Annotated in this window: 28 protein-coding genes; 3 read left to right on the forward strand and 25 right to left on the reverse strand. The window is 65.1% G+C overall.

The annotated features are described in order from the left end of the window. Positions 1-10 precede the first annotated feature (10 nt). Positions 11-1081 (reverse strand): suppressor of fused domain protein, encoded by a 1071-nt coding sequence (locus F1609_RS07565; protein ID WP_167075870.1) that lies wholly within the window; start codon positions 1079-1081, stop codon positions 11-13. 275 nt (positions 1082-1356) lie between these two features. Between F1609_RS07565 and typA the strand changes: the two genes are divergently transcribed. Both typA and F1609_RS07575 read left to right on the forward strand, forming a co-directional pair. Next, a complete protein-coding gene (gene typA / locus F1609_RS07570) occupies positions 1357-3192 on the forward strand; it encodes a translational GTPase TypA (protein WP_167075871.1) in 1836 nt (611 codons plus the stop codon). Positions 3193-3443: 251 nt separating this feature from the next. Beyond that, on the forward strand, positions 3444-4373 hold the full coding sequence (locus F1609_RS07575; RefSeq protein WP_167075872.1) for a prolipoprotein diacylglyceryl transferase: 930 nt from the start codon (positions 3444-3446) through the stop codon (positions 4371-4373). Positions 4374-4445: 72 nt separating this feature from the next. Here F1609_RS07575 and F1609_RS07580 read toward each other — a convergent pair whose 3' ends face one another. The 13 genes from F1609_RS07580 to flgB form a co-directional block, all read right to left on the reverse strand. Beyond that, entirely contained in the window at positions 4446-4754 is a 309-nt protein-coding gene (locus tag F1609_RS07580; protein WP_167075873.1) for a hypothetical protein, read from the reverse strand. A gap of 446 nt (positions 4755-5200) precedes the next feature. Further along, complete coding sequence (locus tag F1609_RS07585; RefSeq protein ID WP_167075874.1) at positions 5201-6229, reverse strand: hypothetical protein; 1029 nt, start codon at positions 6227-6229, stop codon at positions 5201-5203. A gap of 4 nt (positions 6230-6233) precedes the next feature. Further along, a complete protein-coding gene (gene flgL / locus F1609_RS07590) occupies positions 6234-7145 on the reverse strand; it encodes a flagellar hook-associated protein FlgL (RefSeq protein WP_167075875.1) in 912 nt (303 codons plus the stop codon). Between the two features lie 10 nt (positions 7146-7155). Then, on the reverse strand, positions 7156-8526 hold the full coding sequence (gene flgK, locus F1609_RS07595; protein ID WP_167075876.1) for a flagellar hook-associated protein FlgK: 1371 nt from the start codon (positions 8524-8526) through the stop codon (positions 7156-7158). Positions 8527-8621: 95 nt separating this feature from the next. Then, on the reverse strand, positions 8622-9023 hold the full coding sequence (locus F1609_RS07600) for a rod-binding protein (protein ID WP_167075877.1): 402 nt from the start codon (positions 9021-9023) through the stop codon (positions 8622-8624). Positions 9024-9035: 12 nt separating this feature from the next. Then, complete coding sequence (locus F1609_RS07605) at positions 9036-10160, reverse strand: flagellar basal body P-ring protein FlgI (protein WP_167075878.1); 1125 nt, start codon at positions 10158-10160, stop codon at positions 9036-9038. Positions 10161-10206: 46 nt separating this feature from the next. After that, the gene (gene flgH, locus F1609_RS07610; RefSeq protein WP_167075879.1) at positions 10207-10863 is read right to left on the reverse strand and encodes a flagellar basal body L-ring protein FlgH; all 657 of its coding nucleotides are present in this window, start codon (positions 10861-10863) and stop codon (positions 10207-10209) included. Continuing rightward, positions 10863-11651 carry a flagellar basal-body rod protein FlgG gene (gene flgG, locus F1609_RS07615; RefSeq protein ID WP_167399876.1) on the reverse strand — a complete coding sequence of 263 codons (789 nt, stop codon included), beginning with the start codon at positions 11649-11651 and terminating at the stop codon, positions 10863-10865. Before flgG ends, flgH begins: the two co-directional genes overlap by 1 nt. A 43-nt stretch (positions 11652-11694) precedes the next feature. After that, the gene (locus F1609_RS07620) at positions 11695-12420 is read right to left on the reverse strand and encodes a flagellar basal body rod protein FlgF (RefSeq protein WP_167075880.1); all 726 of its coding nucleotides are present in this window, start codon (positions 12418-12420) and stop codon (positions 11695-11697) included. Between the two features lie 51 nt (positions 12421-12471). Next, on the reverse strand, positions 12472-13662 hold the full coding sequence (locus F1609_RS07625; protein ID WP_167075881.1) for a flagellar hook protein FlgE: 1191 nt from the start codon (positions 13660-13662) through the stop codon (positions 12472-12474). A gap of 12 nt (positions 13663-13674) precedes the next feature. Further along, the gene (locus F1609_RS07630) at positions 13675-14373 is read right to left on the reverse strand and encodes a flagellar hook capping FlgD N-terminal domain-containing protein (protein ID WP_167075882.1); all 699 of its coding nucleotides are present in this window, start codon (positions 14371-14373) and stop codon (positions 13675-13677) included. A 4-nt stretch (positions 14374-14377) separates the two neighbouring features. Continuing rightward, positions 14378-14797 (reverse strand): flagellar basal body rod protein FlgC, encoded by a 420-nt coding sequence (flgC, locus tag F1609_RS07635; protein ID WP_166894964.1) that lies wholly within the window; start codon positions 14795-14797, stop codon positions 14378-14380. 2 nt (positions 14798-14799) lie between these two features. Next, positions 14800-15162 (reverse strand): flagellar basal body rod protein FlgB, encoded by a 363-nt coding sequence (flgB, locus tag F1609_RS07640; protein ID WP_167075883.1) that lies wholly within the window; start codon positions 15160-15162, stop codon positions 14800-14802. Positions 15163-15356: 194 nt separating this feature from the next. Between flgB and flgA the strand changes: the two genes are divergently transcribed. Further along, positions 15357-16016: a flagellar basal body P-ring formation chaperone FlgA gene (gene flgA / locus F1609_RS07645; RefSeq protein WP_167075884.1), complete on the forward strand. Its 660-nt coding sequence runs from the start codon at positions 15357-15359 to the stop codon at positions 16014-16016. Between the two features lie 13 nt (positions 16017-16029). On the opposite strand, the gene F1609_RS07650 is transcribed toward flgA, so the two are convergent. From F1609_RS07650 to fliD, 11 genes are read right to left on the reverse strand one after another with little or no spacing between them, the layout of a single operon-like run. Continuing rightward, positions 16030-16767 carry a glycoside hydrolase family 73 protein gene (locus F1609_RS07650; protein ID WP_167075885.1) on the reverse strand — a complete coding sequence of 246 codons (738 nt, stop codon included), beginning with the start codon at positions 16765-16767 and terminating at the stop codon, positions 16030-16032. Then, positions 16754-17182: a flagellar export chaperone FlgN gene (gene flgN, locus F1609_RS07655; protein ID WP_167075886.1), complete on the reverse strand. Its 429-nt coding sequence runs from the start codon at positions 17180-17182 to the stop codon at positions 16754-16756. The genes F1609_RS07650 and flgN overlap by 14 nt, the downstream gene beginning before the upstream one ends. Then, positions 17179-17469 carry a flagellar biosynthesis anti-sigma factor FlgM gene (gene flgM / locus F1609_RS07660; protein ID WP_167075887.1) on the reverse strand — a complete coding sequence of 97 codons (291 nt, stop codon included), beginning with the start codon at positions 17467-17469 and terminating at the stop codon, positions 17179-17181. Before flgM ends, flgN begins: the two co-directional genes overlap by 4 nt. 35 nt (positions 17470-17504) lie before the next feature. Further along, positions 17505-18461 (reverse strand): flagellar motor protein MotB, encoded by a 957-nt coding sequence (locus F1609_RS07665; RefSeq protein ID WP_167075888.1) that lies wholly within the window; start codon positions 18459-18461, stop codon positions 17505-17507. Further along, positions 18445-19377 carry a flagellar motor stator protein MotA gene (gene motA, locus F1609_RS07670; protein ID WP_167075889.1) on the reverse strand — a complete coding sequence of 311 codons (933 nt, stop codon included), beginning with the start codon at positions 19375-19377 and terminating at the stop codon, positions 18445-18447. The genes F1609_RS07665 and motA overlap by 17 nt, the downstream gene beginning before the upstream one ends. A gap of 57 nt (positions 19378-19434) precedes the next feature. After that, entirely contained in the window at positions 19435-20187 is a 753-nt protein-coding gene (locus F1609_RS07675; RefSeq protein WP_167076048.1) for a FliA/WhiG family RNA polymerase sigma factor, read from the reverse strand. Positions 20188-20247: 60 nt separating this feature from the next. Next, positions 20248-20709, reverse strand: a complete 462-nt coding sequence (locus tag F1609_RS07680) for a flagellar basal body-associated FliL family protein (protein ID WP_167075890.1) — start codon at positions 20707-20709, stop codon at positions 20248-20250. Continuing rightward, positions 20706-22076, reverse strand: a complete 1371-nt coding sequence (locus tag F1609_RS35035; RefSeq protein WP_167075891.1) for a flagellar hook-length control protein FliK — start codon at positions 22074-22076, stop codon at positions 20706-20708. Before F1609_RS35035 ends, F1609_RS07680 begins: the two co-directional genes overlap by 4 nt. A gap of 2 nt (positions 22077-22078) precedes the next feature. Further along, complete coding sequence (locus F1609_RS07690) at positions 22079-22396, reverse strand: hypothetical protein (RefSeq protein ID WP_167075892.1); 318 nt, start codon at positions 22394-22396, stop codon at positions 22079-22081. Next, positions 22389-22778 (reverse strand): flagellar export chaperone FliS, encoded by a 390-nt coding sequence (fliS, locus tag F1609_RS07695; protein WP_166877203.1) that lies wholly within the window; start codon positions 22776-22778, stop codon positions 22389-22391. The genes F1609_RS07690 and fliS overlap by 8 nt, the downstream gene beginning before the upstream one ends. Positions 22779-22789: 11 nt before the next feature. Next, on the reverse strand, positions 22790-24172 hold the full coding sequence (gene fliD / locus F1609_RS07700) for a flagellar filament capping protein FliD (RefSeq protein WP_167075893.1): 1383 nt from the start codon (positions 24170-24172) through the stop codon (positions 22790-22792). Positions 24173-24200 lie beyond the last annotated feature (28 nt).

Here is a 24200-nt window from a genome sequence, read left to right on the forward strand (position 1 = left end):
GGACAGACGCTTAGCCGATGGTCTGCACCACTACCCCGTCGGCATCCCTGATCAGGGTCTTCTTGACCGACCACGCGACTTGCGCCAGGCCAGCCAGATGGTAGTCGCCTGCGAACGGCGCCAGGGTCGATCCGAAGGCGGCCAGCGTGACGGGGCGCATGAACACGGTCAGCGTCTGGCCTTCCAGCACCGCGTCGTCGATCGCGGCAGGCTCGAACACCAGTTGCCAGTCGCTGCCGGCCAGTGCCAGCGCGTTCCCGAACGGCAGCCGCAGGGGGAGCAGGGCCAGCAGATCGGTAACCTGGCGCGCGCCCAGCGTGACCTCGAGCGACGCGCCGGCGCCGCCGCGCACCAGCTCGGTCACCTCAAGCACATCGGTGAAGATGTGGCCGGTTGAAGAACCGTCGCGCGCCATGCCGGCCGCCACCGCCGCGCCGACATCGGGCAGGTCAAGAAGGCTGGCGCGCCCGAGGTCGGTGATCCACAGCGGCATGTGCGGCAGCAGTGCGTCCAGCAATTTCCTCGGCGCCCAGCGGGTTGCCGCGCGCTCTTCCTCGAGTGTCAGGCCAACCACCTGCAGGAATTCGACGCGGCCGTTGACGGTCTCGATGGCCGGCAGTTGCGGGTCGCCGGCAAAGGCCATCGAGCAGATGCTGGTGGGCGTATCGAGCGCGATCGGGCCGTTGGCGGTCATCCAGTGGCCGTCCTCGAACACATTGCCGGTGCGGAAAACGTAGCGCGCCAGGTTCTGCAGGAAATCGAAGGCCCACGACGGCGCTTCGGTCTCGCCCGGCAGCGCAAGCAGGCGGAAGGTCAGTTCCAGCCCGTAGCCGCTGTGGTCCGGGTCCTCGGACTCCTTGCCGTACAGTTCGGACAGGCCGTAGGTGACGTAATGCCAGTGCGGCAATCCGTGCGTGCTGTGGTAGACGCTGATGCCGTCCAGTGGATCGCCGCCGCCCAGGAACGCCGGCCGCACCGGCGCCGCGTGGCGTGGCTCCTGGCCGGGATACAGCTGCGCCAGGCTGGCGCTGATGGCGTCCCAGCCACCGGTGCCGCTATCATTGTCCGCTTGATCGTTCATCATGATTTCCAAATTATAAAGACAGGCGATTATGCTGCGCCGGGGCGGGGCCTGGCAATCGCGGCGTTTGTCATGCCGCGGACACGAAAAGCCGTCACAATTGCACCGCGCCGTTGCGTGTCTGTGGTGAAAAAAGCAGCAAGCCATTGAAATTGCAGGGATTTTCAAATTGGTGGTGCGCAATACACCGCTTTAGCGTGCTATACTAGTCGGTTCCTGATTTAAGCAGCACCGTACACCTTCGTACACCACGTACATTTCCGTTCCTTACGACCATGTCAAATTCAAAACGCGCAATTCGTAACATCGCTATCATCGCCCACGTTGACCACGGCAAAACCACGCTCGTGGACAAGCTGCTGCGCCAATCCGGTACCTTCCGTGAAAACCAGGCAGTCGAAACCCGCGTAATGGATTCGAACGACCTCGAAAAAGAACGTGGCATTACGATTCTGTCGAAGAACTGCGCGGTTGAATACAACGGCACCCACATCAACATCGTCGACACCCCGGGCCACGCCGACTTCGGCGGCGAAGTCGAGCGCGTGCTGTCGATGGTCGACTCGGTCCTGCTGCTGGTCGATGCGCAAGAAGGCCCGATGCCGCAGACCCGCTTCGTGACGCGTAAAGCGCTGGCGCTGGGCTTGAAGCCGATCGTGGTCGTCAACAAGATCGACCGTCCGGGCGCACGCGCTGAATGGGCGATCAACCAGACCTTCGAACTGTTCGACAAACTGGGCGCCACCGACGAACAGCTCGACTTCCCGGTCGTGTTCGCATCGGCCCTGAACGGCTACGCCAGCCTCGACTCGGAAGTGCGCGAAGGCGACATGACCCCACTGTTCGAAGCCATCCTCAAGCACGTTCCTGTGCGTGACGACAATCCGGACGGCCCGCTGCAGATGCAAGTGACCTCGCTCGATTACTCGTCGTACGTCGGCAAGATCGGCATTGGCCGTATCTCGCGCGGCCGCATCAAGTCGGGCCAGGACGTCATCGTCCTGAACGGTCCTGATTCGACCCCGATCAAGGGCCGCATCAACCAGGTCCTGAACTTCAAGGGCCTCGAGCGCGTGCTGGTCGACGAAGCCGTTGCCGGCGACATCGTCCTGATCAACGGTATCGACGAAATCGGCATCGGTTCGACCATCTGCCAGCCGGACACCCCGGAAGCGCTGCCGATGCTGACCGTCGACGAGCCGACCCTGACCATGAACTTCATGGTCAACAACTCGCCACTGGCCGGCCGCGAAGGCAAGTTCGTCACCAGCCGCCAGCTGCGCGACCGTCTCGACCGCGAACTGAAAGCCAACGTTGCCCTGCGCGTTGCGCCAACCGACGACGACACGATTTTCGAAGTCTCGGGCCGTGGTGAGTTGCACCTGACGATTCTGATCGAAAACATGCGCCGCGAAGGCTTCGAGCTGGCCGTATCGCGTCCACGCGTGGTGTTCAAAATGGTTGATGGCGTGCGCCACGAGCCGTTCGAGCAACTCTCGGTTGACGTTGAAGAAGCCAACCAGGGCGGCGTCATGGAAGAACTGGGCCGTCGTCGTGGCGACCTGCAGAACATGGAATCGGATGGCAAGGGCCGTGTTCGTCTGGAATACAAGATTCCTGCGCGTGGCCTGATCGGCTTCCAGGGCGAATTCATGACCCTGACCCGCGGCACCGGCTTGATGAGCCACGTGTTCGACGAGTACGCACCGGTCGACAACTCGAAAGGCGAAATGGCTGGCCGCCGCAACGGCGTGCTGATCTCGCAAGACGACGGCGCCGCGGTTGCCTACGCAATCTGGAAACTGCAGGACCGCGGCCGTATGTTCGTGGTGCACAACGACCCGGTGTACGAAGGCATGATCATCGGTATTCACTCGCGCGACAACGATCTGGTCGTCAACCCGATCAAGGGCAAGCAGCTGACCAACGTGCGTTCGTCGGGTACCGACGAAGCGGTGCGCCTGGTACCGCCGATCCAGATGTCGCTCGAATACGCGGTTGAATTCATCGCCGACGACGAACTGGTCGAAATCACGCCAAAATCGATCCGTCTGCGCAAGCGCTACCTGAAAGAGCACGAGCGTAAAAAAGCCGGCCGCGATTCCGCGTAATTGACCGGCGCTAACGGAGTGCCTCGCATTCCGTAGCGACAACGCCTTCCCCTGGACCCGTCCGGCGGAAGGCGTTTTGCATTCCACTAGTTGCAAAACCGGGAAAAGTTGTAAAACCGGGGACAGACCCCGGTTCGCCGGCCGCCGGCTTTACAACTTTCTGATGCGGCTGCTGTCGAGGTCGGGCCCAGGCAGGGTACTGATGCGGGGCCGCATTGCAGGCTCAGGCTGCTAATTTATGAAAGAACTGCATGTCGTATCCGTTTTTAAGTGATGTCATCAAAGACCTGACCGGCCTCGACCTGCCGTTGCCGATCGCCACCTTCGGCTTGCTGGTCGCCATGGCCATCCTGGCCGGCGCCGCCTGCCTCAAGCGCGAGCTGGCGCGCCTGCATGCCGAGGGGCGGGTCGGGCCGGCGTACAAGCGCGTCAAGGGGGACGATGGCAGCGTGAGCGAGGTGGCCGTGGCGCCGCAGGAGATCGTCAGCGACCTGGCCTTCATCGTGGTGCTGGTCGGGATTGTCGGCGCGCGCCTGTTCCATATCCTGGAGCATACCGACCAGTTTCTGCTTGATCCGTGGAGCATGATTTTCAGCCGTTCGGGCCTGAGCGTGTTCGGCGGGCTGATCCTTGGGACAGTGGCCGGGGTGGTGTGCCTGCGGCGCTGGAGGTTGCCGATCCGCCCGCTGCTCGACGCGGTCGCGCCGGCCATGATGCTCGGCTACGCGCTCGGCCGCGTCGGCTGCCAGGTGTCCGGTGACGGCGATTGGGGCACGGTCGCCAACATGGCCTTGAAACCCGATTGGCTGCCGACCTGGTTCTGGGCGCAAACCTACGACAACAATATCTTCGGCGAAGTGATCGCGGCGCCGGGCGTGTATCCGACCTCGGTGTACGAGACGGTGATGGCGCTGGCTTGCTTCGCGCTGCTGTGGGCGCTGCGCAAGCACCGCTTCCAGACCGGCTGGCTGTTCTCGGTGTACCTGGTGCTGGCCGGCATCGAGCGCTTCGTCATTGAACAGATCCGGGTCAACCCCGTCATGACCATCGGCGGCGTGCATGCGAGCCAGGCGGAGATGATTGCCGTGGTGCTTGCGCTGGCCGGACTGGTCGGCATGGTGCTCCTGAGCCGCCGCGCGGCATCGGCGCCGGGCGCGACGCCGGTGCTGCCGATACCCTAGCCCGGTCCGGCATTGCCGGTTCGCATCGTGCAAAAATGACGCCGGCGGTGTTTTGGGCAGGTGGCCTGCGTCTTATTTGACTTTCACATCGCCGCGGTACCAGTCGTTTCCTACCTGGCGCAGATCCGGTGCCTGCGCCGGGCCCAGCGCGCCCGATCCGCTGCGACTGGCGTCGATATACGAAATCTTGCTGATCTCGACCGTCTGGTCGCGATCGTAGGTGGTGCTGTGGAGAACCAGGGTGCCGTTGGCCCAGTCGATGCTCTTGAGCGTACCCTGCTCGATGGTGGCATTGATCGACCCGCCGAAGTGGCCGTGGGCCATCAGATAGGTCCCTGTCGGGGTGTTTTCGAGTTGTTGCTTGATGCTGTCCGTGCTCATATCATGCTCTCCGGTTGGATGCGGCCAGTTTCTCTTCATACACGCGACACTGCGCATCCGCCTGCTATCTGGATGTGCATTATGAGCAAGATTAATCGGCGGATAAGGCTTGGATAACTAGCTTTTCTGATAGCTGGCGCTGGGTGGTCGGATGCGCCTGCAACCGGGGTCAGAGCTTTAATCAGAAATATTTCGAGTCAGAGCTCTGACCCCGGTTGTAGGTGCAATCAGGGCTGGCTCGGACAATTCACGCGGATTGCTGGACAGCACCGGCTTACCGTGCGGCGTGTTTGCCTCTGGAAGGCGCGCAAAAAACACACCGGGGTCTGACCTCTGATTCGAAACATTTCGAATCAGAGGTCAGACCCCGGTGGTAGGGGAAATCGCGTGGCTATCGGCGTAATCAGCGATATTGCTAATTAAAGCTCTGACCCCGGTGGTGGGGCTTAGTGCAGGCCGAGCAGGGCCAGCACGCGTTCGCGGCTGATGCCGACCAGCGCCGAGGTGATCGCCAGCAGCGATTCGTAGTTCGGGGTGCTGGCGGTGTCGGCGAAATCCTGCGCCATTACTTCGATGTCGGCCGCCGGCGGCTGGTTGGCGGAGGCGCGGCTGGCCGCCGCACTGAGCGCCTGGCTGGCCGCATCCTGCGAACGCTGCACTTGCGAGAGCGCTTGCACGACTTCATGCAAACTCTGGCGCAAGGCGTCGCTGTCGTTTGCGCGCCATTGCTGCGGGGCGACGACGTCGGTGTCGGCTTCCACCGCGACCCGTCCCACACCCTGGATCGAGAGCGAGTCGCGGACCATCGGCCAGGCGTTTTCGGGCGTACTGAAGACCAGCGCGCCGCTGCCATCGGCGCTCACGCGCATGTTGGCGGGCGCCAGCGCGCGGTCGAAGCGCACCACGATTTCGTCGCGCGTGAGGGTCGGGTCGACCGCCACCGTCAGCGGCTGGGTGTTGCTGCCGACCGAGAACGAGAGGGTCTGGCCGGCCCCGGCGGTGAGCATGTCGAGGTTCAGGCCCTTGATGCGGAAACGCTGGCTGGCCGGGGCCGGGCTGGAAAAATTCAGGCGCGCGTCGACGCTGCCGCCGCTGGACTGACGCCGCTTGTCCATGGTCGCGCCGAGCTGGCGCAGATGGGCTTCGATGGCGCCGCTGTCGCCGCGCCGCGAACTGAGCTTGGCGCTGATTTCACCCTTGAGCGCTTGCAGCTGGCCGGCCACCTGTTCGAGGAAGTCGAGCGCTTGCTGGGCGCTGGCGACGTCGCCCTGCAATTGATGGTCGACCCGGGCCAGGCCGCGCCGCAATGGCGGGGCCGAGCCAGGAACCGGCTGGGCCGGGTTGAGTTGCGGAGGGCGCGCCTGCGCCGCGCCCGGCGCCGCTTCGCTGCGCACCCCGGCGCCACTGGTGGCGTGGGCGCCGGCCGGACCGCTGGTGGCACTGGCGGTGCTGTTGGTGGGGCGGATCGCTTCCATGGCGTTATAGCGCCGCGAACAGGGACAGGTTGCCGATCTTGGCGTAGGCCTTGTAGGTCGCTTCCAGCGCGCTGGTGTAGCCGCCCAGCTCGGTGGCGGCGAGGCCGTAGTCGAGCTGGCCGATGTCGGTCAGCGCCATCTGGTTCGACAGGCTCACATTGCTGTGGTTTTCGTCGAGCGTGCTGATGATGTTCTGGGCCCCGCCCAGCACCGCGATCTTGCCGGAGATGAGCTCGAGCGCGGTGTCGAAGCCGTCCAGGTTGGCGGCCAGGATGGTGCGCACGGTCGGGTCGTTGGCGGAGACGCCCGGGGCGCCGAGCGCGGCGATGCTCTGGTCGAGCTGGTTGAGCATGGTTTCGATGCCCTTCATGTTGCCGTTCGCAACCTGGGTGATGCCGTTGCCCACCACCACCGTCTGGTCCTTGGTGTTGCCGGCGAAGCTATAGCGCGAACCAAGCGCGGCCGCCGCATTGTAGGTAATCGGGGCAACGTCGGTCTGGGTGCCGGAAAACACGTAGCGCCCTTCCTGGTCGATCGAGTTGGCCGTGTACAGCAGGCTTTCGCGCAGCGCCGTCAGGGGCGAGACCATGGCGGCCAGGTCGGCCGGGGCGTTGCCGCCGTCGGACGACCAGACCAGCAGGTCGCGGCCGGCCATCATGTCGTTGACCATGCTCGAGAGGTAGGATTCGTTCTTGGTCAGGCGGATCTTGAGCGCGCCGATGTTGGCGCGGTACTGGGTGACGTCCGATTCTTCGCGGTGCAGGCGCGACATGCGCACCGTGTCGACCGGGTCGTCCGACGGCAGCAGGATGCGGGTGCGGCTCGACATCTGCTGGTTGACGTAGCTGATGCGCTCCTGGTTCAGCTGGAGCGAGATGTTCATCGTCGATTGGTACTGGCTGGTGGCAATCCGCATACGTTTCTCCTTAACCCATCATGGCCAGCGTCGCATCGAACAGCGAGTTGGCAACTGACATTACTTTCATATTCGCCTGGTACATATTCTGGTACTCGACCAGATTGACCGCTTCTTCATCCTTGTTCACGCCGCTGGTCGAGGTCCAGTCGTCCATCGCATGGTTGCGCATGGTCTCGGCGGTGGCCAGGGCCACCCGGTTCTGCTGGCTGTCGACGGCGAGCTTGCCGACCAGCTGGGAATCGGCGTCGCTGATCATGACCGAGCCGATCCCGGCCAGGGTGACCGTCTGCTTCTTGATCTTGATCAGCTCTTGCAGGTTGCCGCTGTCGCCCGGCTTATTATCGCCTGAAAAGGCGAGGTCGGCGGTCTGGTAGCCGGCCGTGACCTGCAGCATGTTCGACGGGCTGCCGGGGGTGAACACGAACAGCGGGCCGCCCAGGGTGCCGTTCATGGTGTAGCCGGCGGCCAGCTGGGTGTTGACCTTTTGCGCCAGCTGCTCGGCCAGGCTGGAAACGTCTTTTTGCATCGGCAGCAGGATATCGCGTTCGAACAGGCCCAGGCCGCCGAGCTGGGCGCCGACGCCGGCCTTGTCGAGCTGGAACGAGGAGCCGGCAAAATCGACGCGCAGGTTTTGCGTGGCGCCGCCTTCAGCCACCAGGGTCGCGGCGATGTCGCCGATCACCAGCGCCTGGCCGGTCTTGAGCGAGATGCTGCGCGTGCCGTCGGGCTGGTCGGTCACTTCCAGGCCCACCTGGGTGGAGAGGGCGTCAATGGCCATGTCGCGCGCGTCGATCAGGGTCGAGGTGCTGCTGCCGGAAGCGCTGGCCAGGCTGATCTGGCGGTTCAGGTCGGCGATGGTCTGGATCGAGGCGTTGGCCGAGGCGACGATCGCGCCGCGCTGGTCGCGCAGCGATTGCAGCTGGCCGTTGTACAGGTTGTTCATGCTGTTGAAGCGCTGCGCCATGGCGCCGGCGGCGGTCAGCACTTGCTGGCGCAGCGGGGTCGAGGTCGGATCGACGCCGGCCACCGCGTTGAGGGCCTGGAAGAATTTGTCGACGCCGTTGGAGAGGCTGGCGTCGTTGTCGCCCATCACGCGCTCGAGCTGGGTCAGGTACGGCTGGGTCTGGGAAAACTGGCCGACGCCGGAACCGGCGCGCCACAGTTGCTGGTTCTTGTAGCCATCGGAAAAACGCAGCAGCGAATTGACCGCCACCCCGTTGCCGGCCGAGCGCGGACCGGCTTGCGGACCGACCGCGGTCAAGAGGGCCGACTGGCGCGTGTAACCCTTCGTTTGCAGGTTAGCAATGTTCTGGCTGGTGGCTTGCAGGGCGAGTTGGGAAGCAAGGGCGCCGCTCAGGGCGTTGTTCATGATGCTCATGGGGTCGGTTCTTTCTCAATGCTGCTCGGTGCGTGCTTTAAAAGCCCTGCAAGATGGGTCGTCATACTGACAAGGCGACCGAAATCTTGCCGCCATTAAATTTTTTGTTGCGGAGTTTGGCGCGTAATCGGCTGCGCGCCGGCCGGCGCGGCCGGCGCCGCGGTTTGCGCGACGGTGGCCGGCAGCAGCTGGCGCAAGATGGCGTCGGCCACGCCGAAGGCGCGCTGGTGCGCCATTTGTCCGGCCATCATGTTGTCGGCCATGTCCTGCATGTCGCGGTTGACCGGGTCCTTGAAGACGCTGTCGTCGTCGGCCATGGCACGGGTGCCGCTGCGCATTTGCTGCAGCATATTGCCGATAAAGAAACTTTCGAATTCGATGGCGGCCTTGGTGGCCTTCGCCACGAAGGCCGGGTCGGCGGCCGGGGTCACGGCGGCTTCGTGGTCGGCGCCCATGCCGGCGCGGGTGAGCTTGCTAGTCAGGTCGAGTGGATTCATGGCGGGACTCCTTCAGATAACGACCAGTTCGCCTTCGATGGCGCCGGCCTGGTCGAGCGCTTGCAGGATCGCCATGATGTCGTCGGGCGAGGCGCCCAGGCTGTTGACGATGTCGACAATGGTTTGCAGCTTGGCGCCGGCCGGCCACTTGAACATGGCGCCGGAACCCTGGTCGACCGAGAGTTTCGATTGCGGGGTGACGGCGGTGCGGCCGCCCGAAAACGGGCCGGGCTGGCTCACGTTCGAGCTTTCGGCGATCACCACCTTGAGCGAGCCGTGGGTGACGGCGGCGGCCTTGACGCGCACGCCTTCGGCGATCACGACCGTGCCGGTACGCGAATTGAACACCACTTTCGGGGTGTCGGTGCCGACATCGACCGAAATCGCCTGCAGCTTGGCCATGAAGGCCACGCGCTCGGTCGGATTGGCCGGGGCGATGACTTCGATGCTGGCGCCGTCGGCGGTGGTGGCCAGCGGGCCGAAGCGGCGGTTGATGGCTTCGACGACGTTGGTGGCGGTCTGGAAGTGCGGGTTTTTCAGGCGCAGCATGACTTCGGCGCGGGTCGAAAAGTCGCTGCCGATTTCGCGTTCGATGTTGGCGCCGTTGGGAATGCGTCCGCCGGTCGGGGTGTTGACGGTGACGCTCGAACCGCTGGCGCCGGTGGCGTTCAGGCCGCCAACCACCACGTTGCCTTGCGCCAGTGCGTAGACTTCATTGTCGGCCGCGCGTAGCTGGGTGAGCAGCAGCACGCCGCCGCGCAGGCTTTTCGAGTCGCCCAGCGACGAGACGGTCACGTCGATCGGCTGGCCGCGCCGGTAGCCGGGCGGGAATACCGCGCTGACCATGACGGCCGCCACGTTCTTGTTCTTCGCTTCGGCGCCGTCCGGCAGCTTGACGCCGAACTGCTTGAGCATGTTGACCACCGACTGGCTGGCGAACTTGACCTGGGTGCTGTCGCCGCTGCCGTTCAGGCCGACCACGAGGCCGTAGCCGACCAGCGGGTTCTCGCGCACGCCTTCCACGCTGACCAGGTTGCGCAGGGTTTGCGCGGCCGACGCCGGTAGGGCCAGGCAGGAGAGCAGGGCGAGCACGGAAAAGGGGAGGGTAAGGGTATGGAAAAAAGCGCGTGATTGCATGGTGTTTCCTTAGAACGGCACAGGACGGGCAAAAGCGAGGCGTCGTTTAAAACGGCATCCAGGGACCGAGGAAGAAGCGGGTCAGCCAGCCTGGCTGATTGGCATTGGCGAGGGCGCCCCTGCCGGAATAGCTGATCTGCGCATTGGCCACGCGCAGCGATGAAACCTGGTTGTCGGCGTCGATGTCGGCGGCGCGCAAAAATCCCTTGAGGCGCACGAATTCTTCGCCCTGGTTCAGGGTCAGGCTTTTTTCGCCGGCCACGCGCAACAGGCCGTTGGGCAGCACTTCCTGCACGATCACGGTCAGCGCGCCCGACAGGGCGTTCTGCTGGGTGCTGGTGGCGTCGCCCTCGAAGCTGCGTTCGGCCGAGAGGTCGATGCCGGCTTTCGGGAACGTCTTGCCGAGCAGCAGAGGCGGGGTCACGCCGATGCTCGACTCCTTGCTGATGCTGGTGCCGGCGCGCTTGCTGGCCTGGGTGGTTTCTTGCAGGATCACGGTCACCACGTCGCCGGTGCGGAAGGCGCGGCTGTCGGAGGTCAGCGGCACCGCTTCGGCATTGAACACGCCGCCCGACAGGCCGCCGCGCACCGCCGCGCGCGGCAGCGGGGCGGTGTCGTCGGCCATCGCGCGCGGTGGCGGCTGGACGGTGCTGGCGCAACCGCCCAGCACAGCCAGCGCAAACAAGGCGGCGACGGCTTTCATCAGCGGGCCGCCTGGGCCAGGTATTGCAGCATGTTGTCGGCGGCCGAGAGCACCTTGGTGTTCATCTCGTAGGTGCGCTGGGCGGCGATCATGTCGACCATTTCTTCGACCACCTGCACGTTCGAGCCTTCCAGCGCGCCCTGCTTGAGCTTACCGAAAGCGCCGTCGCCCGGACGGCCTTCGGCGGCGGCGCCGCTGGCCGGGGTTTCCGAGAACAGGTTTTCGCCGAGTGCCAAGAGGCCCGTCGGGTTGACGAAGTTCGACAGGGTCAGTTGACCGAGTTCGGATGGCGTGGTGCTGCCGGCAATGGTCGCCGAGACCATGCCGTTTTCACCGATGGTGATCGCGGTGGCGTTGTTCGGCACGGTAATCTGCGGCACCAGCGGCAAGCCCTGGGCGTTGACCAGAGTACCGGTGGCGTCGACCTGCAACTGGCCGGCGCGGGTGTAGGCCGGGTCGCCGTTGGGGCGGCGCACTTGCAGGAAGCCGTTGCCGGAAATGGCCACGTCGAGCGGCTGGCTGGTCGTTTGCAGGCTGCCGTTGGTGAACACTTTCTGGGTGCCCAGCAGATGGGTACCGTTACCGAGCTGCACGCCCGATGGCGAGAGGGTATTGTCGGCGCGCTGCGCGCCCGGCTGCTGGTCGACCTGGTAGAACAGGTCTTCGAAGACCACGCGGTCGCGCTTGAAGCCGACGGTGTTGACGTTGGCCAGGTTGTTGGCGATCGCCTGCAGTTTGGCGTCCTGGGCTTGCACCCCGGTTTTGCTGATCCACATTGCTGGATTCATGATGGTTTCCTTTAACTTTAACTTGTGTGGCGCGCGGGGAACTTCAGCTGCCCAGCAGGCGGTTGCCGACTTCATTCATGTTGTCGCTGGCCTTGAGCAGCTTCATCTGCAACTCGAAGCTGCGGTTCAGGCTCATGGTGGCGACCATTTCTTCGACCGCCGACACATTGCTGCCTTCCAGGTGGCGTCCGCGCACGACCACGGTTTCATCGGCCGCCAGCGGCTGGCCGCTGCGCGAGACGATCAGGCCGCCTTCGTTCTTGGTCACTTCGCCGGCTTCGGCGTTGACCAGGCGCAGCTTGTCGATCACCTGCATCTCGGCCGTTCCCGGCGCCAGCACCGAAATCGAACCGTCCGAGCCGATCGTCACCGCGTTATGCGGCGGCAAAACCACCGGGCCGCCTTCGCCCATCAGCGGATGGCCGTTGACCGACAGCGCGCCATCGGCGTCGATGTTGATGGCGCCGGCGCGGGTGTAGGCTTCGCCACCCTGCCATTGCACCGTCAGGTAACCGTTGCCGGTAATCGCCACATCGAGGTCGCGCCCGGTTTCCTTGACCGGACCGGAGCGGGCCGACACGGAATCGGACTGCATCCGCACATAGTGGCGGTCGTCGAAGCCCGAGCCGCCCAGCGCTTGCGTGGCCGACATTTCCAGGTTGGCGCGAAAGCCCGTCGTATCCATGTTCGCCAGATTGTTGGCGTGGACCTGCTGGGCCTTCAGCGCGCGTTCGGCGCCGCTCAGTGCTGTAAAGATCAATTTATCCATGTTGCTCCCTCAATGACGCAGTTCCAGAAACTCGTATTTCCGTGCAGATACTTATAGTGCCTGCATTAAGGACTGAATCATCTGATTTTCTGTTGAAATCACCTTGGAATTTGCTTGATAGTTGCGCTGTGACGTCATCAGGCCCACAAGTTCTGACGTAATGTCAACATTTGAGCGTTCCAGCGCGCCGGTATTGAGCTTGCCGGCCAGGCCGCTGCCCGGATTGCCGTACAGGGGTGAACCGGACGAGGCGTTGGCGGTCCAGCTGGTGTCGCTCACCGCGGTCAGCGAACCTTCGTCGGCGAACGTGGCCACCGCCACGGTGGCGATCACCTGGGCTTGCTCGTTGCTGTACTTGGCCATGACCGAGCCGTCCACCGCCATTTCGACGCCGATGAAGGTGCCCGAGGTGTAGCCGTCGGCGCTGTTGGTGGTGGTGATGGCTTCACCGGCGTTGAGGGTGGTGCCGGCGTAGTTGATGTCGAGCACGACCGGGGCCGAGCCGTTGGTGGCGGTGAAGTTCAGGGTGGTGGCCGGCGGCACGGCCGGCAGCGCGCCCAGGTTGGAAAATGCCAGGGCGGTGGTGGTGCCCAGCGGGGTGCCACCGTCGATCGCATAGCGCACCGAGACGTTGGTGCCGGTGCCCTTGATGAAGTACTGCGACAGAGTGTGCTGGCTGCCCAGCGAATCGTAGAACACCGATTGCTTGGCCATGTTGTAGCTGCCGGCGACGGCCGGATCGAAGGTGGGGACCGCTGGCACCGTCCAGTCGTTGGACAGGTTGCCGACGTAGTTGACCTTGGTGCTGGCGACGGCCGGGATCTGGCCGGTCGGTACGTTGATATTGCCCATCACGCCCATGGCGCTGCTGCCCTTGATGGCGGCGTAGCCTTGCACGGCGCGGCCGTTGCTGTCGACCAGCAAGCCATCCTTGTTGGCCGAGAAAATGCCGACCCGGCTGTAATTCATCACGCCCTGGCTGTCGCGGCTGACAAAAAAGCCGCGCCCGTCGATGGCGGCGTCCAGGCTGCGCCCGGTGGTGGTCACGCCGCCGTTCAGGCCGATACTCTGGGTCATCGAACCGACTTCCACGCCGGTGGCCTGGGAACCGGCGTACATGGCCGAAAAGTTGGCGCGGCTGCTCTTGAAGCCGTAGGTGCCGGCGTTGGCGATATTGTTACTGACTGCTTCGAGCTGGGTGTTGATCGACTGGATGCCCGACAATGCGATTTCGAAACTCATGATGGTATTCCTTTAATTTGCGGTGGAGGAGTTGGCGGCCGCCAGCGATGCGCCGGACTTGCCGTTGAAACCAGTGACGGACGACGGCGCAACATCGCCGATTCCTGCCACCTTGAGGACCACACCGCCACCGGCCGACATGCGCACGCTGTCTAAGCGGCCGATGACTTCGATGGCGTCGAGCGCACCAGCACTCGTTTGTACTTTGATATCGTATTTCCCGGGCGCCAGACCAAGCGCGACCGGATCGATGGAAAACTGTTGCGGACCCGCACCGCGCGAACCGAGCTGCACGTCGTGCTTGACGCCGTCGGCGCCGATCAGGGTCACCGTGTTGGTGGCGCTGGCGCCCTGCAGCGTGATGCTGGCTTTGAGCGCGCTGCCGTCCAGGCGCACGCTGTTGGTCTGGACCGTGATGTCGGAGCCGACCTGGGCGCCCAGGGCCAGGGTCTGGATGCTTTCCAGCACGCTGGCGCTGGTGCTGTTGAGCTTGGCCAGGCTTTGCATCGCTTCGGTCTGGCTCAGCTGCGAGAGCTGGTTGACGAACTGCGACGGATCGCTTGGCTCGAGGGGATCCTGGTTGCGGATCTGCGCCACCAGCAGCTTGGTGAACATGTCTTGCGTTTCGCTGGCGGGAGCCTGGCCGATGACCGTGTTGGCGTTGCCGGCAAGGTTCTGGTTATTCGCGCCGTTGAGGTGATTGGTGAGCATGGGATCAGCCTTCGCCGAGGCGCAGAAGACCGGCTTGCATCGACTTGATGCGTCCCAGCACTTCCACATTGGTTTCAAAGGCACGCGAGGCCGACATCATGTCGGTCATCTCGGCCACCTGGTTGACGTTCGGATAGAACACCATGCCGTCGGCGTTAGCCACGGGATTACCCGGCTCGTAGGCCTTGCGCAGCGGTTCGGATGACTGGACTACGTCGAGCACCTGCACGCGGCTGCCGGCGCCGAGCTTGCCGGAGCCGTTGTCGAGCATGGCGGCGAACACGGGTTTGCGGGCACGGTAGGTTTCGCCTTCCGAGCCGGACACCGAATCGGCGTTGGCCAGGTTGCTGGCGATGGTATTCAAGCGCACCGACTGCGCCGCCATGGCCGAACCTGCAATTTGGGAAATGTCTTTAAAGCTCATGATTATTGTCCTGCGATAGCTTTGGCCAAACCCTTGAGCCGCATGTTCACGAACGTCAGGCTGGTCTGGAAATCGGATGCGTTTTGCGAAAACGCGGCTTGTTCGACGCCGATTTCGACGGTATTGCCGTCGGCGCTGGGGTGGTACGGGACGCGGTACAAAGCGTCCTGATCGTCGGCGAGACCCGGCATGCTTGAGTCGGTCTCGATTCGCTGCTGCAGCATGGCGCCGAAGTCGACGTCGCGTGCCGTGAATCCCGGCGTGTTTTCGTTGGCGATATTGGCCGCCAGTACGCGCGTGCGGTCGGCGCGCAGATGGAGCGCGTCGGCGTGCACGCCAAGTGCCTTTTGGAAATCAATCGACATGAAGCTTCCTCCGTGAATGAACTGCAGTGTGAATCTGGTTAGAATGACTCTGTGCGGCGTTCCTTGCGTCGCGCGCAACGATTGCCAAGGTGCTATTTATGTCCGATGTTTGCCGCGCCACCAGCGCTTTGTTACTGCCATTAACGGCCGCTGTACTGATTTCATTAGCCGGGGGCAACACAAATGCGGCAGAAATGTCGATCACGGCCAGGCTGGAGCAGGCCGCGCGCGAGCAGCTGGCGCGCCAGGCCGAGACGGCCGGCTTGTCGGAACCACAATTTACTGTCAGCGTTGCAACGCCGCGCGCCGCGCCGCCGTGCGCCAAAGCGCTCAACATCGAAGCGGTCGACACGCGCACGCCGGCGCGCATGCGCTTTGCGGTGCTGTGCCCGCAGGATGCCGGATCGAACAACGGCGGCTGGAAATATGAATACGTCTTGCGCGGATCGGTCAGCGCGCTGGTGGCGGTGACCGCCGTGCCGGTCGCTGCCGGGCAGGCGCTCACGGTGCAGGATGTGACGCTCGAGCGGCGCGATGTGACCACCATCGCCGACGCCATCGGTTCGGCCGAAGCGGCCACCGGGCAAGCCGCGCGCCGTTCGCTGCGGGCCGGCGAAGTGCTGCGCCAGGCGCAGTTGAGCGCGCCGTTATTGGTCAAGCGCGGCGAAGCGGTGATCATGCTGGCGCGCTTCGAAGCGCTCGAAATCAGCACGGCCGGCGAAGCGCTCGACGCCGGCGCCATCAATGCGCTGGTGCGGGTACGCAACCTGGCCAACGGCCGGGTGGTGCGCATGCGCGTGATCGCGCCCGGCACGGTCGAGCCGGCGGACATTCCGCGCTCGGCGCAGCCCTGATGCGAAACCAGCATCACTCGGATGCTCCCTGCAGGCGCGCGGCCAGGCGGGTGAGCTTGGCGGCGTAGGCCGGATCGGTGGCGTAGCCGCCCTTGGCCAGGCCCCGGGCAAAGGCGCCGGCATCGCTGCCGGTGCCGATGGCGGCGGCGTAGCGTGGGTTGTCCAGCAACATCTGGGCGTAGTCGCGGAAGGCGGCGGCCTGGTCCGGGTAGGCGCGGAAACGTTCGGTTTTCTTGACCGCCGTGCCGTGTTCGAATTCGGTGGTGGCGTTGTCCGAGACGTCGCCCTGCCAGCTCGAACCAGCCTTGATGCCGAACAGGTTATGGGTGCTGGCGCCTTCGGCCTGGCGCAGCGGACGCTGGCCCCAGCCCGATTCCAGCGCGGCATGGGCCGACACCAGTTGCGGGTCCACGCCCAGGCGTTCGCCGGCTTCGCGCGCCCATGGTGCTATCTGGTCCAGAAAGGCTTTTTGCCCGGAACCGTCGGCAAAGGCGGCGCCGAGCGTGCCGACGGTGCCACCCTGCGCGCCCTCACTTTCCTGCAGGCGCGCCTGCAGCATGCGGCCCTGCGGGCTCAGGCTGGCCATGCCGGAGTCGGCGCTGCCCTGGCTGATGAAATCGGTGATTTCGTTTTGCATCGACTGGTAGACGCCGCCGAAACCGGCGCCGCCGCCCACGGCCGCCATCGGGCGCGTCGACTGGGTCGGCGCGGTCGGGCTGACCGGGGCGGTATGGAATTCAGCGTGCTTCATACAGGGTCTCCTCGCCGTGCAGCACACGCTGCATGATGGAAAATTGTTCGGTCAGCAATGCGCTGTTGCGAACATTCAAACGTTTGCATTCAAGTACCAATTGCTCCAGCGCTTGCCAGTCGGCGCTGAGCGCATCGCGCTGCGGCGCGGCCAGGGTGGCGATCAGGGCCGCCATGTCGGCCTTGGCGCCGCACAGGGCGCGCACCAGGGTCACGCGCTGCACGCGCCGCTGTTCCATGCTGTCCAGCAGCGGCGCCAGTTCGTCGGCCAGCGCGGTCAGTTCGGTGCTGCGGTGGCGCAGGGCGGCGTCGAACTGGCGGGCCAGCAGCGCGAGGATGGCCTTGCAGGCGTCCAGGTCGGCAGTCACGCCGGCCGTCAGCTTGCCGACGGCTTGCTCGCGCGTCATGCGGCTCATCCCTGGCCTCCGTGGAAGCGGGTGATCAGGCCGGCCAGGCGGGCCGGGTCGAACGGCAGTTCGCCCTTGGCCAGCGCATCGCGCAGCTGCGCCACGCGCTCGTGGTCGACGTCGGGCATGGCGGCCAGGGCGGCCATGGCCGGTTGCAGCACTTCCGATTGCAGGGGGGCTGAGCTTGCCGCCACAGCGGCGCCGCCGGCAGTCGTTTTGACCTCGGAGACCACGGCGGCGCTGCTGCGCTGCACCGCCGCCGCATCGGCGGAGGCACCGCCAGAAGAGATTTTCATGCGTGGACCTCGGCTTTTGGATTGGATCGTCATGATTATTTGCCCTGGGCGTCGGCGCCCTTGACGTTCTTGAGTTTGTCACGCAGCGCGTCGACCGAGCCCTTGGCGCCGACCGCGGCTTCTTCGCCGATTTCGGTCGTGCCCGGCACGCCGAACATGGCGGCCACGGTATCGGCCTGGGTGCGGGTCAGGATCAGCATTTCGATGCGGCGGTTCACGGCCGCGCCGGTGTTGTTCGGGTCGAACGGGGCGCGGTCGGCCATGCCCACCACTTGCAGCACGCTGTCGGCGTTCATCGAGCCTTGCAGCAGCTGGGAACGGGCGGCCATGGCGCGCGCGTTCGACAGGCTCCAGTTCGAATTGCCATCCTGGTCGCCGGCATATTTGCGGGCGTCGGTGTGGCCGATGATCAGCATCTGGTTTTCCATTTTTGCAAAAACCGGGCCCATCTGGCGCAGCAGGCGCCCGAAGCGGTCGGTCGGCATCGCGCTGCCCAGCAGGAACATGCCCTGGCGCTCGGTGTCGTGCAGGGTCACGCGCAGGCCGTACGGGGTCACCACGCTTTCCAGGTTCTTGGTCAGGCCGGCTTCTTCGCTCATGATGCCCAGCTGGCGCGACAGCACCGCCAGTTCGGCCGGCGAGTCGTAGCGCACTTTCGGGCCTTCGCCGCCGTTTTCCTTGTGCGGGCTGGTGCCGCTGTGCGGCATGGCGAAACGCTCGATCAGGCTGCCGCGCGGGCCGCCGCCGATTTCGGGCTTGTTGCCCTGGCCGTCGGCGTAGCTGCCGTTTTGCTCGCGCACCATCGCTTTCATGGTTTGCTGGTCGCGTGCCGCCATCAGCCAGAGGACGAGGAACAGGGCCAGCAGCGCCAGGCAGAAGTCGGCGAAGGCGACTTTCCAGGCGCCGCCGTGGTCGTCCTCGTGCGCCTTGCCACGGCCGCGGACGATGATCGCCGCGTCGTGCTTGTCATGTTTATCATGCTGCTTTTGCACGCTGCTCTCCTGCCTTGTCGGTGGCGCGGCGTTTCGGCGAGCCGCTGTCCTCGCCTTCGCCGCCCATGGCGTTGATCCAGCTTTCCAGCTGCGCGAAGCTCGGCTTGATGTTCAGCTGCACCAGGCGGCGCCCGGCATCGATGGCCAGCAGGGCCGGTTTGCCGGCCACGTGGGTGACCAGGACGACTTTGACGCATTCCATGTTCGACGCTTCCTGGTTCACCAGCTGCTTCATCATGTTGCTGATCGGGTCGAGTACGCCGTAGCAGAAGAAAATGCCGAGGAAGGTGCCGACCATCGCGGCGCCCACCTTGGCCGAGATGGCGCCGGCATCGGCGCCCTCGGCCACCGAGTTCATCGCCAGCACGATCCCGAGCACCGCCGCCAGGATGCCGAACCCGGGCATCGCTTCGGCAATCTTGTGCAGCGACTTGGACGGCTGCACCAGCTCTTCGTGAATGGCTTCCAATTCCTGCTCCAGTACGCCTTCAAGCTCGTGGGCGTTGATTTTTCCCATCGCCATCAAACGGAAGTTATCGACAATAAACGCCAATAGTTTAGGTTCTTCGAGCACCAGCGGGTAACGCTGGAACAGGGGGCTCGATGCCGGGTCTTCCACGTGCGCATCGAGTGCTTTCAGGCCGCCCGCGGCGGTTTGCAGCAATTCATACATCAACAACAACAATTGGCGCTGGAACTCGGAACCCTGCTTCTTGCGCGTGACGATCTTGCGCATCTGGGTACTCAGTTCCTTGAGCACGTGGTTGGGGTTCCCCAACACCAGCGCCCCGGCGCCGCCGCCGGCAATGATCAGGATTTCGACCGGATGCCAGATGGCGTCGAAGGTGCCGCCCATGAGGACAAATCCGCCGAAGATACAGCCGAGAACAATGGCGATGCCGACTAATGGCTGCATAGTAAATTCCTTTGGTAAGTCTTGTTGTGCTTAGGTAAGAGGGAAAACCGGGTCTGTTCAGCCTTTAAGAGCTGCTTTCATCTTGGCCAGCGCCGCTTTATTGAGCTGGCAGACGCGCGCGTCCGACAAATCGAGCACGGCGGCCACTTCCTTGTAGCTCAGTTCGAATTCGTAAATCATCTGGATCACGCGCTGTTCGCGCTCGTCCAGGGACCTCAAGGCCTGTTCCAGGCTGCGCTTGACCATGAACTGCTCTTCCGGGCCGGGCGCGCTGTGGGCCCGTTCGGCGGCTTCCTGCAGCACTTCGTCAAAGCTCAGCAGCAGTTCGGCGCCATCGTCCAGCTGGTACTGGGCATAGGCTTCGGGGCTCAGGCCCAGCGAGGCGGCCGCTTCGGTGTCGGTCGGTTCCCGTCCCAGCGAGCGGGTCAGGGCGCGCACCTGGTCGCGCATCTTGTGGCTGTCCTGGCGCACCGCGCGCGGACGCCAGTCCTGGCGCCGCAGTTCATCGAGGATGGCGCCACGGATGCGCAGCGAGGCAAAGCTGCCGAAACCGGCGTCGGGCGAGCCGTACCGGCGCAGTGCTTCGAGCAGGCCCATCAGGCCGATCTGTTCCATGTCGTCGCGTCCCATCAGGCCCGAGACCTGGGCGCCCAGCTGGCGCACGATGCGCTTGACCAGCGGCGCGTAAGCGACCAGCTGGCGCTGCTCTTCGCGGGCGTCGAGCACGGGCGCGTAGTCGGCAACCTGGCCGTAAGCGCTGCCGTAGTCGTTAGCGTGCTCGTCCCGAACGGGCACGTCCCGGACGGGCATGTAGCTGGCGGCGCTGCCGCTGTCGGTGTAATCGGCGTGATAGGCCACGAGATCCCCTGGCTATTCGATGATCAGTTTGCCGATCATGACTTCGGAGAACGGCTTTTCGAGCTTGTCCTTGTCATAAGTGGCGGCGAAAGTGCTGTTGAGCTGCTCGGCGTACTTCTCGACCGTCAGGTCCTGCGCTTCGCTCATGCTGTGCGCCGAGAGCGCGCGCACGGCCACGCTGCGCAGCATCGGCAAGTCATCCTTGACCTTCTTTTCCTGCTCGGCCGTGGTCGAGAGCACCAGGTCGGTCGAAATGTAGTGGGCCTGGTTTTCGCCGGGGCTCTTGCGCAGCATGACGATCACCTTGTCGAGCGAGACATATTTGGCCGGCTTTTTCTTCGGCGCTTCGGCGGCGACCGGTTTGCCATCCTTGCTCGGGATCGGCTGCTTGAAATACAAAAAGGCGCCCGCGCCCGCCGCGCCGAGCACGCCGAGGACCACGAACACGATGATCAGTTTGGTCGATTTTTTCATGCGGCGTACTCACGGCCGGACAGGGAGAAGGTGGACGACGGCTGGCCCGCTTCGGAGAGTGCGCGGCCAGGATCGTTCTCCTGCGCTTCCTGTCCAGGCTGGCGGCCGCGGCCCTGGCCCTGCTGGTCGGCAAAGGCGGCGCCGCTGCGCGGGGTTGCCGTAATGGTCACGGCGACATCGCTGAACTGGCGCGAGGCCAGGTCGGAGCGCATGGCCTCGCTGACATTGCCCAGCTGGCGCCGCACTTCGCTGTTGCTGGCGCTGATGTTTACTTCCAGCGCGCCGCCGGCGGCGTGGCGGATCGCGATCTCGATGCGGCCCAGCTGCGGCGGGTCGAGGCGGATCACGGCCTGGTCGATATTGCGGCCCAGTTGCAGTTGCAGGCGCTCGCCCAGCGCTTCGCGCAGGGGCTGCTGCCAGTCGGCCGGATTGGCCGGCAGCTTGACGTCGGCCGGGGCGGCCATCGTGACGTTCTGGGCGGCCAGGGCGTTGGTGCCGGCCATGATGCTGGCGGCGCCGGTGACGGGCACGTCGCTGCGCAGCATGGTGTCGGGCGCGGCGGCGAACGGCTGGGCGGCGCTGGCGACCGTTGTTTTCTGGGCCAGCGGGACGCTGGCGGCGGTGCCGCTCTCGCCGCTGCGCAGCGGGGCGCGCGGCGCCGGGGCAGCCACGGCCACGGCGGGCGCTGGCACGGCCACGGGCGCAGCGGCAGGCGCGCGCGCATCGGCTGCCGCGGCGTCGGCAGGGGCGGCCGTGTCGCTGGCCGGCGCGGCCGGTGCCGGCGCGTTGAAGGTGAACGAGACGGTGCTGGCAGGAACCGCTGCCTGGACCGGGGCGAACGGCGCTGCGGGCAGTACCGGCGCCGGCGCCGGCGCAGCCGCGAGCGGAACAGAGAAACTGACTGGCGCAGTGGCGGTGGCGGTGGCGGTGGCGCCGGCGAGCGGCGCGGCAGCGTCGACCGGCGCTGCCGCGCCAGGCAGGGAGGCCGTCATCGGCATCGGCGCAGCTTGCGGCAGGACGATGCCGAGCGGCAGGTTCATGCCGAACGCGGAGCTCATCGTCATGGCTGGCGTGCTGGCGGCGTCGAGATGCGCCACGGGCAGGGCGGGCGCGTCGGCCAGCGCCGGCAGTTCGGCCAGGCCGTCGGCCGGGGCTTCCTCGCCGCTGCTTTCGCCGTCGGCATTGAACTGGCCGGCGGGCGCGTCGAACACCAGCCAGCTGGCAAACGGGGTGGCCGGAGCGGCCGCGGCGGCGCCGGGTGCGGCCGCGAGCGCAGGGGCGGCGGCAGCCGTGGCCGGGGCCGGAGCAGGGGCGGTGCCGGGGGCCGCTGGCGCGGCCGGGGTAGGATTCAGGTTAGCGAGCATCATGGTTATGCCTGGTTACGTTCTGTGTCGTTTTCATTGTCGAGGGCGTAGGCGATAAACCCGGCTTTGTTCGTGTGCATGTGGTTCATTTGCGCTTCCAGCGCATCCAGCTCGGCGGCGCACAGCTCGGCTGCCTTGTCGTGCTGGGCGCGCAGCGCCTGCAGCGCGCGGGTCTCGGCAGCGCTCCAGGGGCCGCTGGCCGCCAGCACGCGCAGCTCGGTGCCAAGGGCGCCAACGGCGCGGTCCAGCGCGACCCAGTCGCGCGCGTCGCCGGCGGCGGCCAGGGCCGCCGTCAGCGCGTTCAGGGCGGCGCGCCTAGGCATTGCGTGCCTGCACGCCAAGCCAGCCCTGGCGGATCGTGCCGAGGATCTCGACCACTTCGTCCAGCATGGCCGGGTCCATCTTGATGCCGGCGCCATGCAGGCGCGCGGCGCAGAAGTCGTACAGCCGTGCCAGGTTTTCCACCACGTCGCCGCCTTGCTCGAAGTCCAGCGAGCTGGACAGTCCGTTGATGATTTCGACACATTTGTCGATGCTGATCGCCTTTTGCTCGTAGCGCTTGCCGACGATGTGGCCGCGCGCGCGGGCCAGCTCGTCGAGCAGGCCATCGGTCAGCAGCAGCACCAGCTCGACCGGTGATGCACGCGCCGTCTGAGCATCAAGGTTAACCGAGTGGTAGTCGCTGTAAGCGTCGGAATAGGACATCTTTTCCTCTCTTAATTGGATTTATCGCCGAACAGTGCGTCGAACATGGAGGTGTTGGACGCCATGCGGCTTTGCAGTGTCTGCAACTGTGTAAATTGCATCAGATAGCGCTTGTAGGCGCTGTCGTACTGCTTGTCGAGCTGGTCCTGGCGCTTGACCAGGCTGGTCTGCAATTTGGTGTTCTGTTCCAGCCGCTGCTTGAGCTGGCCGTCGGTGCTGCTGCTCCATTCCTTCAGGTAGCCGTCCAGGCTGCCCGCGATGCCGCTGCTGGCGCCGTTGACGCTGCTGCCGATCAGGGTGTCGAGCCCTTTCGGCGAGACCGCCAGCTGGCTGGTCAGGCGCGTCGCGTTGAGCGACAGGCTGCCGTCGCGCGTGGCCACGATGCCGTAGGCGGCCAGGCTGTCGGCGCCGTTTGCGCCGCGCAGCATGCTGACCATGCGCGCCTGCAGCACGCGCACGCCGCCATCGTTGGCGAATACGCCCGGGTTGGCGCCCTTGGCCGGGTCGCCCGGTGCCACCATGGCGTCGATCACGGTCTTGAGCTTGTTGTAATCGTCGACGAATTTCTGCACCTTGGCCACGGTGCCGGCATTGTCGCTGGCCACCGTCAGGGTCACCGGCGCGTCGCCCGGGGCCTGCGCCTTGGTGAAGGTCATGGTCACGCCGTCGACGTTGGTAAATACGTTCGAGGCCTGGTTGATCGCGGTGCCGCTGCCCTGCGCGCCGAGCCAGACCAGCGCGTCCTGGCCGGTGACGACCTGGGTCGGCGCGTTCGAGAGCGCGGTTTTCAGGCCGGCATTGCCCACCGCCGCCGTGTTCAGCGAAATATTGCCGGCCGCACCTGTTGCTTTCGAGGTCAGCATCAGCTGGGTGACGCCGTTGACGGTGACGATCGAGGCCGACACGCGTCCGTTGTTGGTCGGTTCGGCATTGATGGCGGCGGCGATTTCGCGCGGGGTCAGGGTGGCGTTGCCGTCGCTGTTGGCGCTGGCCAGGTTGATCGAAAAGCCGGGCGCGCCGCCCAGTTCGATGCCCAGGCTGCCGCCGTCGGCCGCGCTGTCGGCCAGGCCGTTGTACGAGACCTGGTTGGCGGTGGCGAGGCGTTCGACGAAAAAGCTGTAGTTGCCGGCAGTGGCGTTCACGCCGGCGCTGGCGCTGCCGATCGCGGTGTTGCTGAAGGTCGCGGCCTGGGTCAGCATGGTCTTGCCGGAGGTCAAGGACAGCAGCGAACTCTGGTAGCCCGAAATGGCCGAGCGCAGCGAGCTCAGGGCGGCGGCGGCGCTGCTGGCCTGCTTGGTCTGGGCGGTCAGGATGCTCTGGCGCGCCGAGGTGTAGTTGGTCGCCAGGCCGGTTGCGGTGGTAGCCGGATCGTAGGTGTTGCCAATGGTCGCCATGGGGTTCTCCAGAATGTCTGACAGGTTT

Source organism: Massilia aquatica (assembly GCF_011682045.1).
GTDB classification, from domain to species: Bacteria; Pseudomonadota; Gammaproteobacteria; order Burkholderiales; family Burkholderiaceae_D; genus Telluria_A; species Telluria_A aquatica.

Excerpts from the sequence above, each read along its gene's own strand:
- F1609_RS07565 (WP_167075870.1), bottom strand. The coding sequence starts at position 1,081 with ATGAACGATCAAGCGGACAATGATAGCGGCACCGGTGGCTGGGACGCC.
- typA (WP_167075871.1), top strand. The coding sequence starts at position 1,357 with ATGTCAAATTCAAAACGCGCAATTCGTAACATCGCTATCATCGCCCAC.
- F1609_RS07575 (WP_167075872.1), top strand. The coding sequence starts at position 3,444 with ATGTCGTATCCGTTTTTAAGTGATGTCATCAAAGACCTGACCGGCCTC.
- F1609_RS07580 (WP_167075873.1), bottom strand. The coding sequence starts at position 4,754 with ATGAGCACGGACAGCATCAAGCAACAACTCGAAAACACCCCGACAGGG.
- F1609_RS07585 (WP_167075874.1), bottom strand. The coding sequence starts at position 6,229 with ATGGAAGCGATCCGCCCCACCAACAGCACCGCCAGTGCCACCAGCGGT.
- flgL (WP_167075875.1), bottom strand. The coding sequence starts at position 7,145 with ATGCGGATTGCCACCAGCCAGTACCAATCGACGATGAACATCTCGCTC.
- flgK (WP_167075876.1), bottom strand. The coding sequence starts at position 8,526 with ATGAGCATCATGAACAACGCCCTGAGCGGCGCCCTTGCTTCCCAACTC.
- F1609_RS07600 (WP_167075877.1), bottom strand. The coding sequence starts at position 9,023 with ATGAATCCACTCGACCTGACTAGCAAGCTCACCCGCGCCGGCATGGGC.
- F1609_RS07605 (WP_167075878.1), bottom strand. The coding sequence starts at position 10,160 with ATGCAATCACGCGCTTTTTTCCATACCCTTACCCTCCCCTTTTCCGTG.
- flgH (WP_167075879.1), bottom strand. The coding sequence starts at position 10,863 with ATGAAAGCCGTCGCCGCCTTGTTTGCGCTGGCTGTGCTGGGCGGTTGC.
- flgG (WP_167399876.1), bottom strand. The coding sequence starts at position 11,651 with ATGAATCCAGCAATGTGGATCAGCAAAACCGGGGTGCAAGCCCAGGAC.
- F1609_RS07620 (WP_167075880.1), bottom strand. The coding sequence starts at position 12,420 with ATGGATAAATTGATCTTTACAGCACTGAGCGGCGCCGAACGCGCGCTG.
- F1609_RS07625 (WP_167075881.1), bottom strand. The coding sequence starts at position 13,662 with ATGAGTTTCGAAATCGCATTGTCGGGCATCCAGTCGATCAACACCCAG.
- F1609_RS07630 (WP_167075882.1), bottom strand. The coding sequence starts at position 14,373 with ATGCTCACCAATCACCTCAACGGCGCGAATAACCAGAACCTTGCCGGC.
- flgC (WP_166894964.1), bottom strand. The coding sequence starts at position 14,797 with ATGAGCTTTAAAGACATTTCCCAAATTGCAGGTTCGGCCATGGCGGCG.
- flgB (WP_167075883.1), bottom strand. The coding sequence starts at position 15,162 with ATGTCGATTGATTTCCAAAAGGCACTTGGCGTGCACGCCGACGCGCTC.
- flgA (WP_167075884.1), top strand. The coding sequence starts at position 15,357 with ATGTCGATCACGGCCAGGCTGGAGCAGGCCGCGCGCGAGCAGCTGGCG.
- F1609_RS07650 (WP_167075885.1), bottom strand. The coding sequence starts at position 16,767 with ATGAAGCACGCTGAATTCCATACCGCCCCGGTCAGCCCGACCGCGCCG.
- flgN (WP_167075886.1), bottom strand. The coding sequence starts at position 17,182 with ATGAGCCGCATGACGCGCGAGCAAGCCGTCGGCAAGCTGACGGCCGGC.
- flgM (WP_167075887.1), bottom strand. The coding sequence starts at position 17,469 with ATGAAAATCTCTTCTGGCGGTGCCTCCGCCGATGCGGCGGCGGTGCAG.
- motA (WP_167075889.1), bottom strand. The coding sequence starts at position 19,377 with ATGCAGCCATTAGTCGGCATCGCCATTGTTCTCGGCTGTATCTTCGGC.
- F1609_RS07675 (WP_167076048.1), bottom strand. The coding sequence starts at position 20,187 with ATGCCCGTCCGGGACGTGCCCGTTCGGGACGAGCACGCTAACGACTAC.
- F1609_RS07680 (WP_167075890.1), bottom strand. The coding sequence starts at position 20,709 with ATGAAAAAATCGACCAAACTGATCATCGTGTTCGTGGTCCTCGGCGTG.
- F1609_RS35035 (WP_167075891.1), bottom strand. The coding sequence starts at position 22,076 with ATGATGCTCGCTAACCTGAATCCTACCCCGGCCGCGCCAGCGGCCCCC.
- F1609_RS07690 (WP_167075892.1), bottom strand. The coding sequence starts at position 22,396 with ATGCCTAGGCGCGCCGCCCTGAACGCGCTGACGGCGGCCCTGGCCGCC.
- fliS (WP_166877203.1), bottom strand. The coding sequence starts at position 22,778 with ATGTCCTATTCCGACGCTTACAGCGACTACCACTCGGTTAACCTTGAT.
- fliD (WP_167075893.1), bottom strand. The coding sequence starts at position 24,172 with ATGGCGACCATTGGCAACACCTACGATCCGGCTACCACCGCAACCGGC.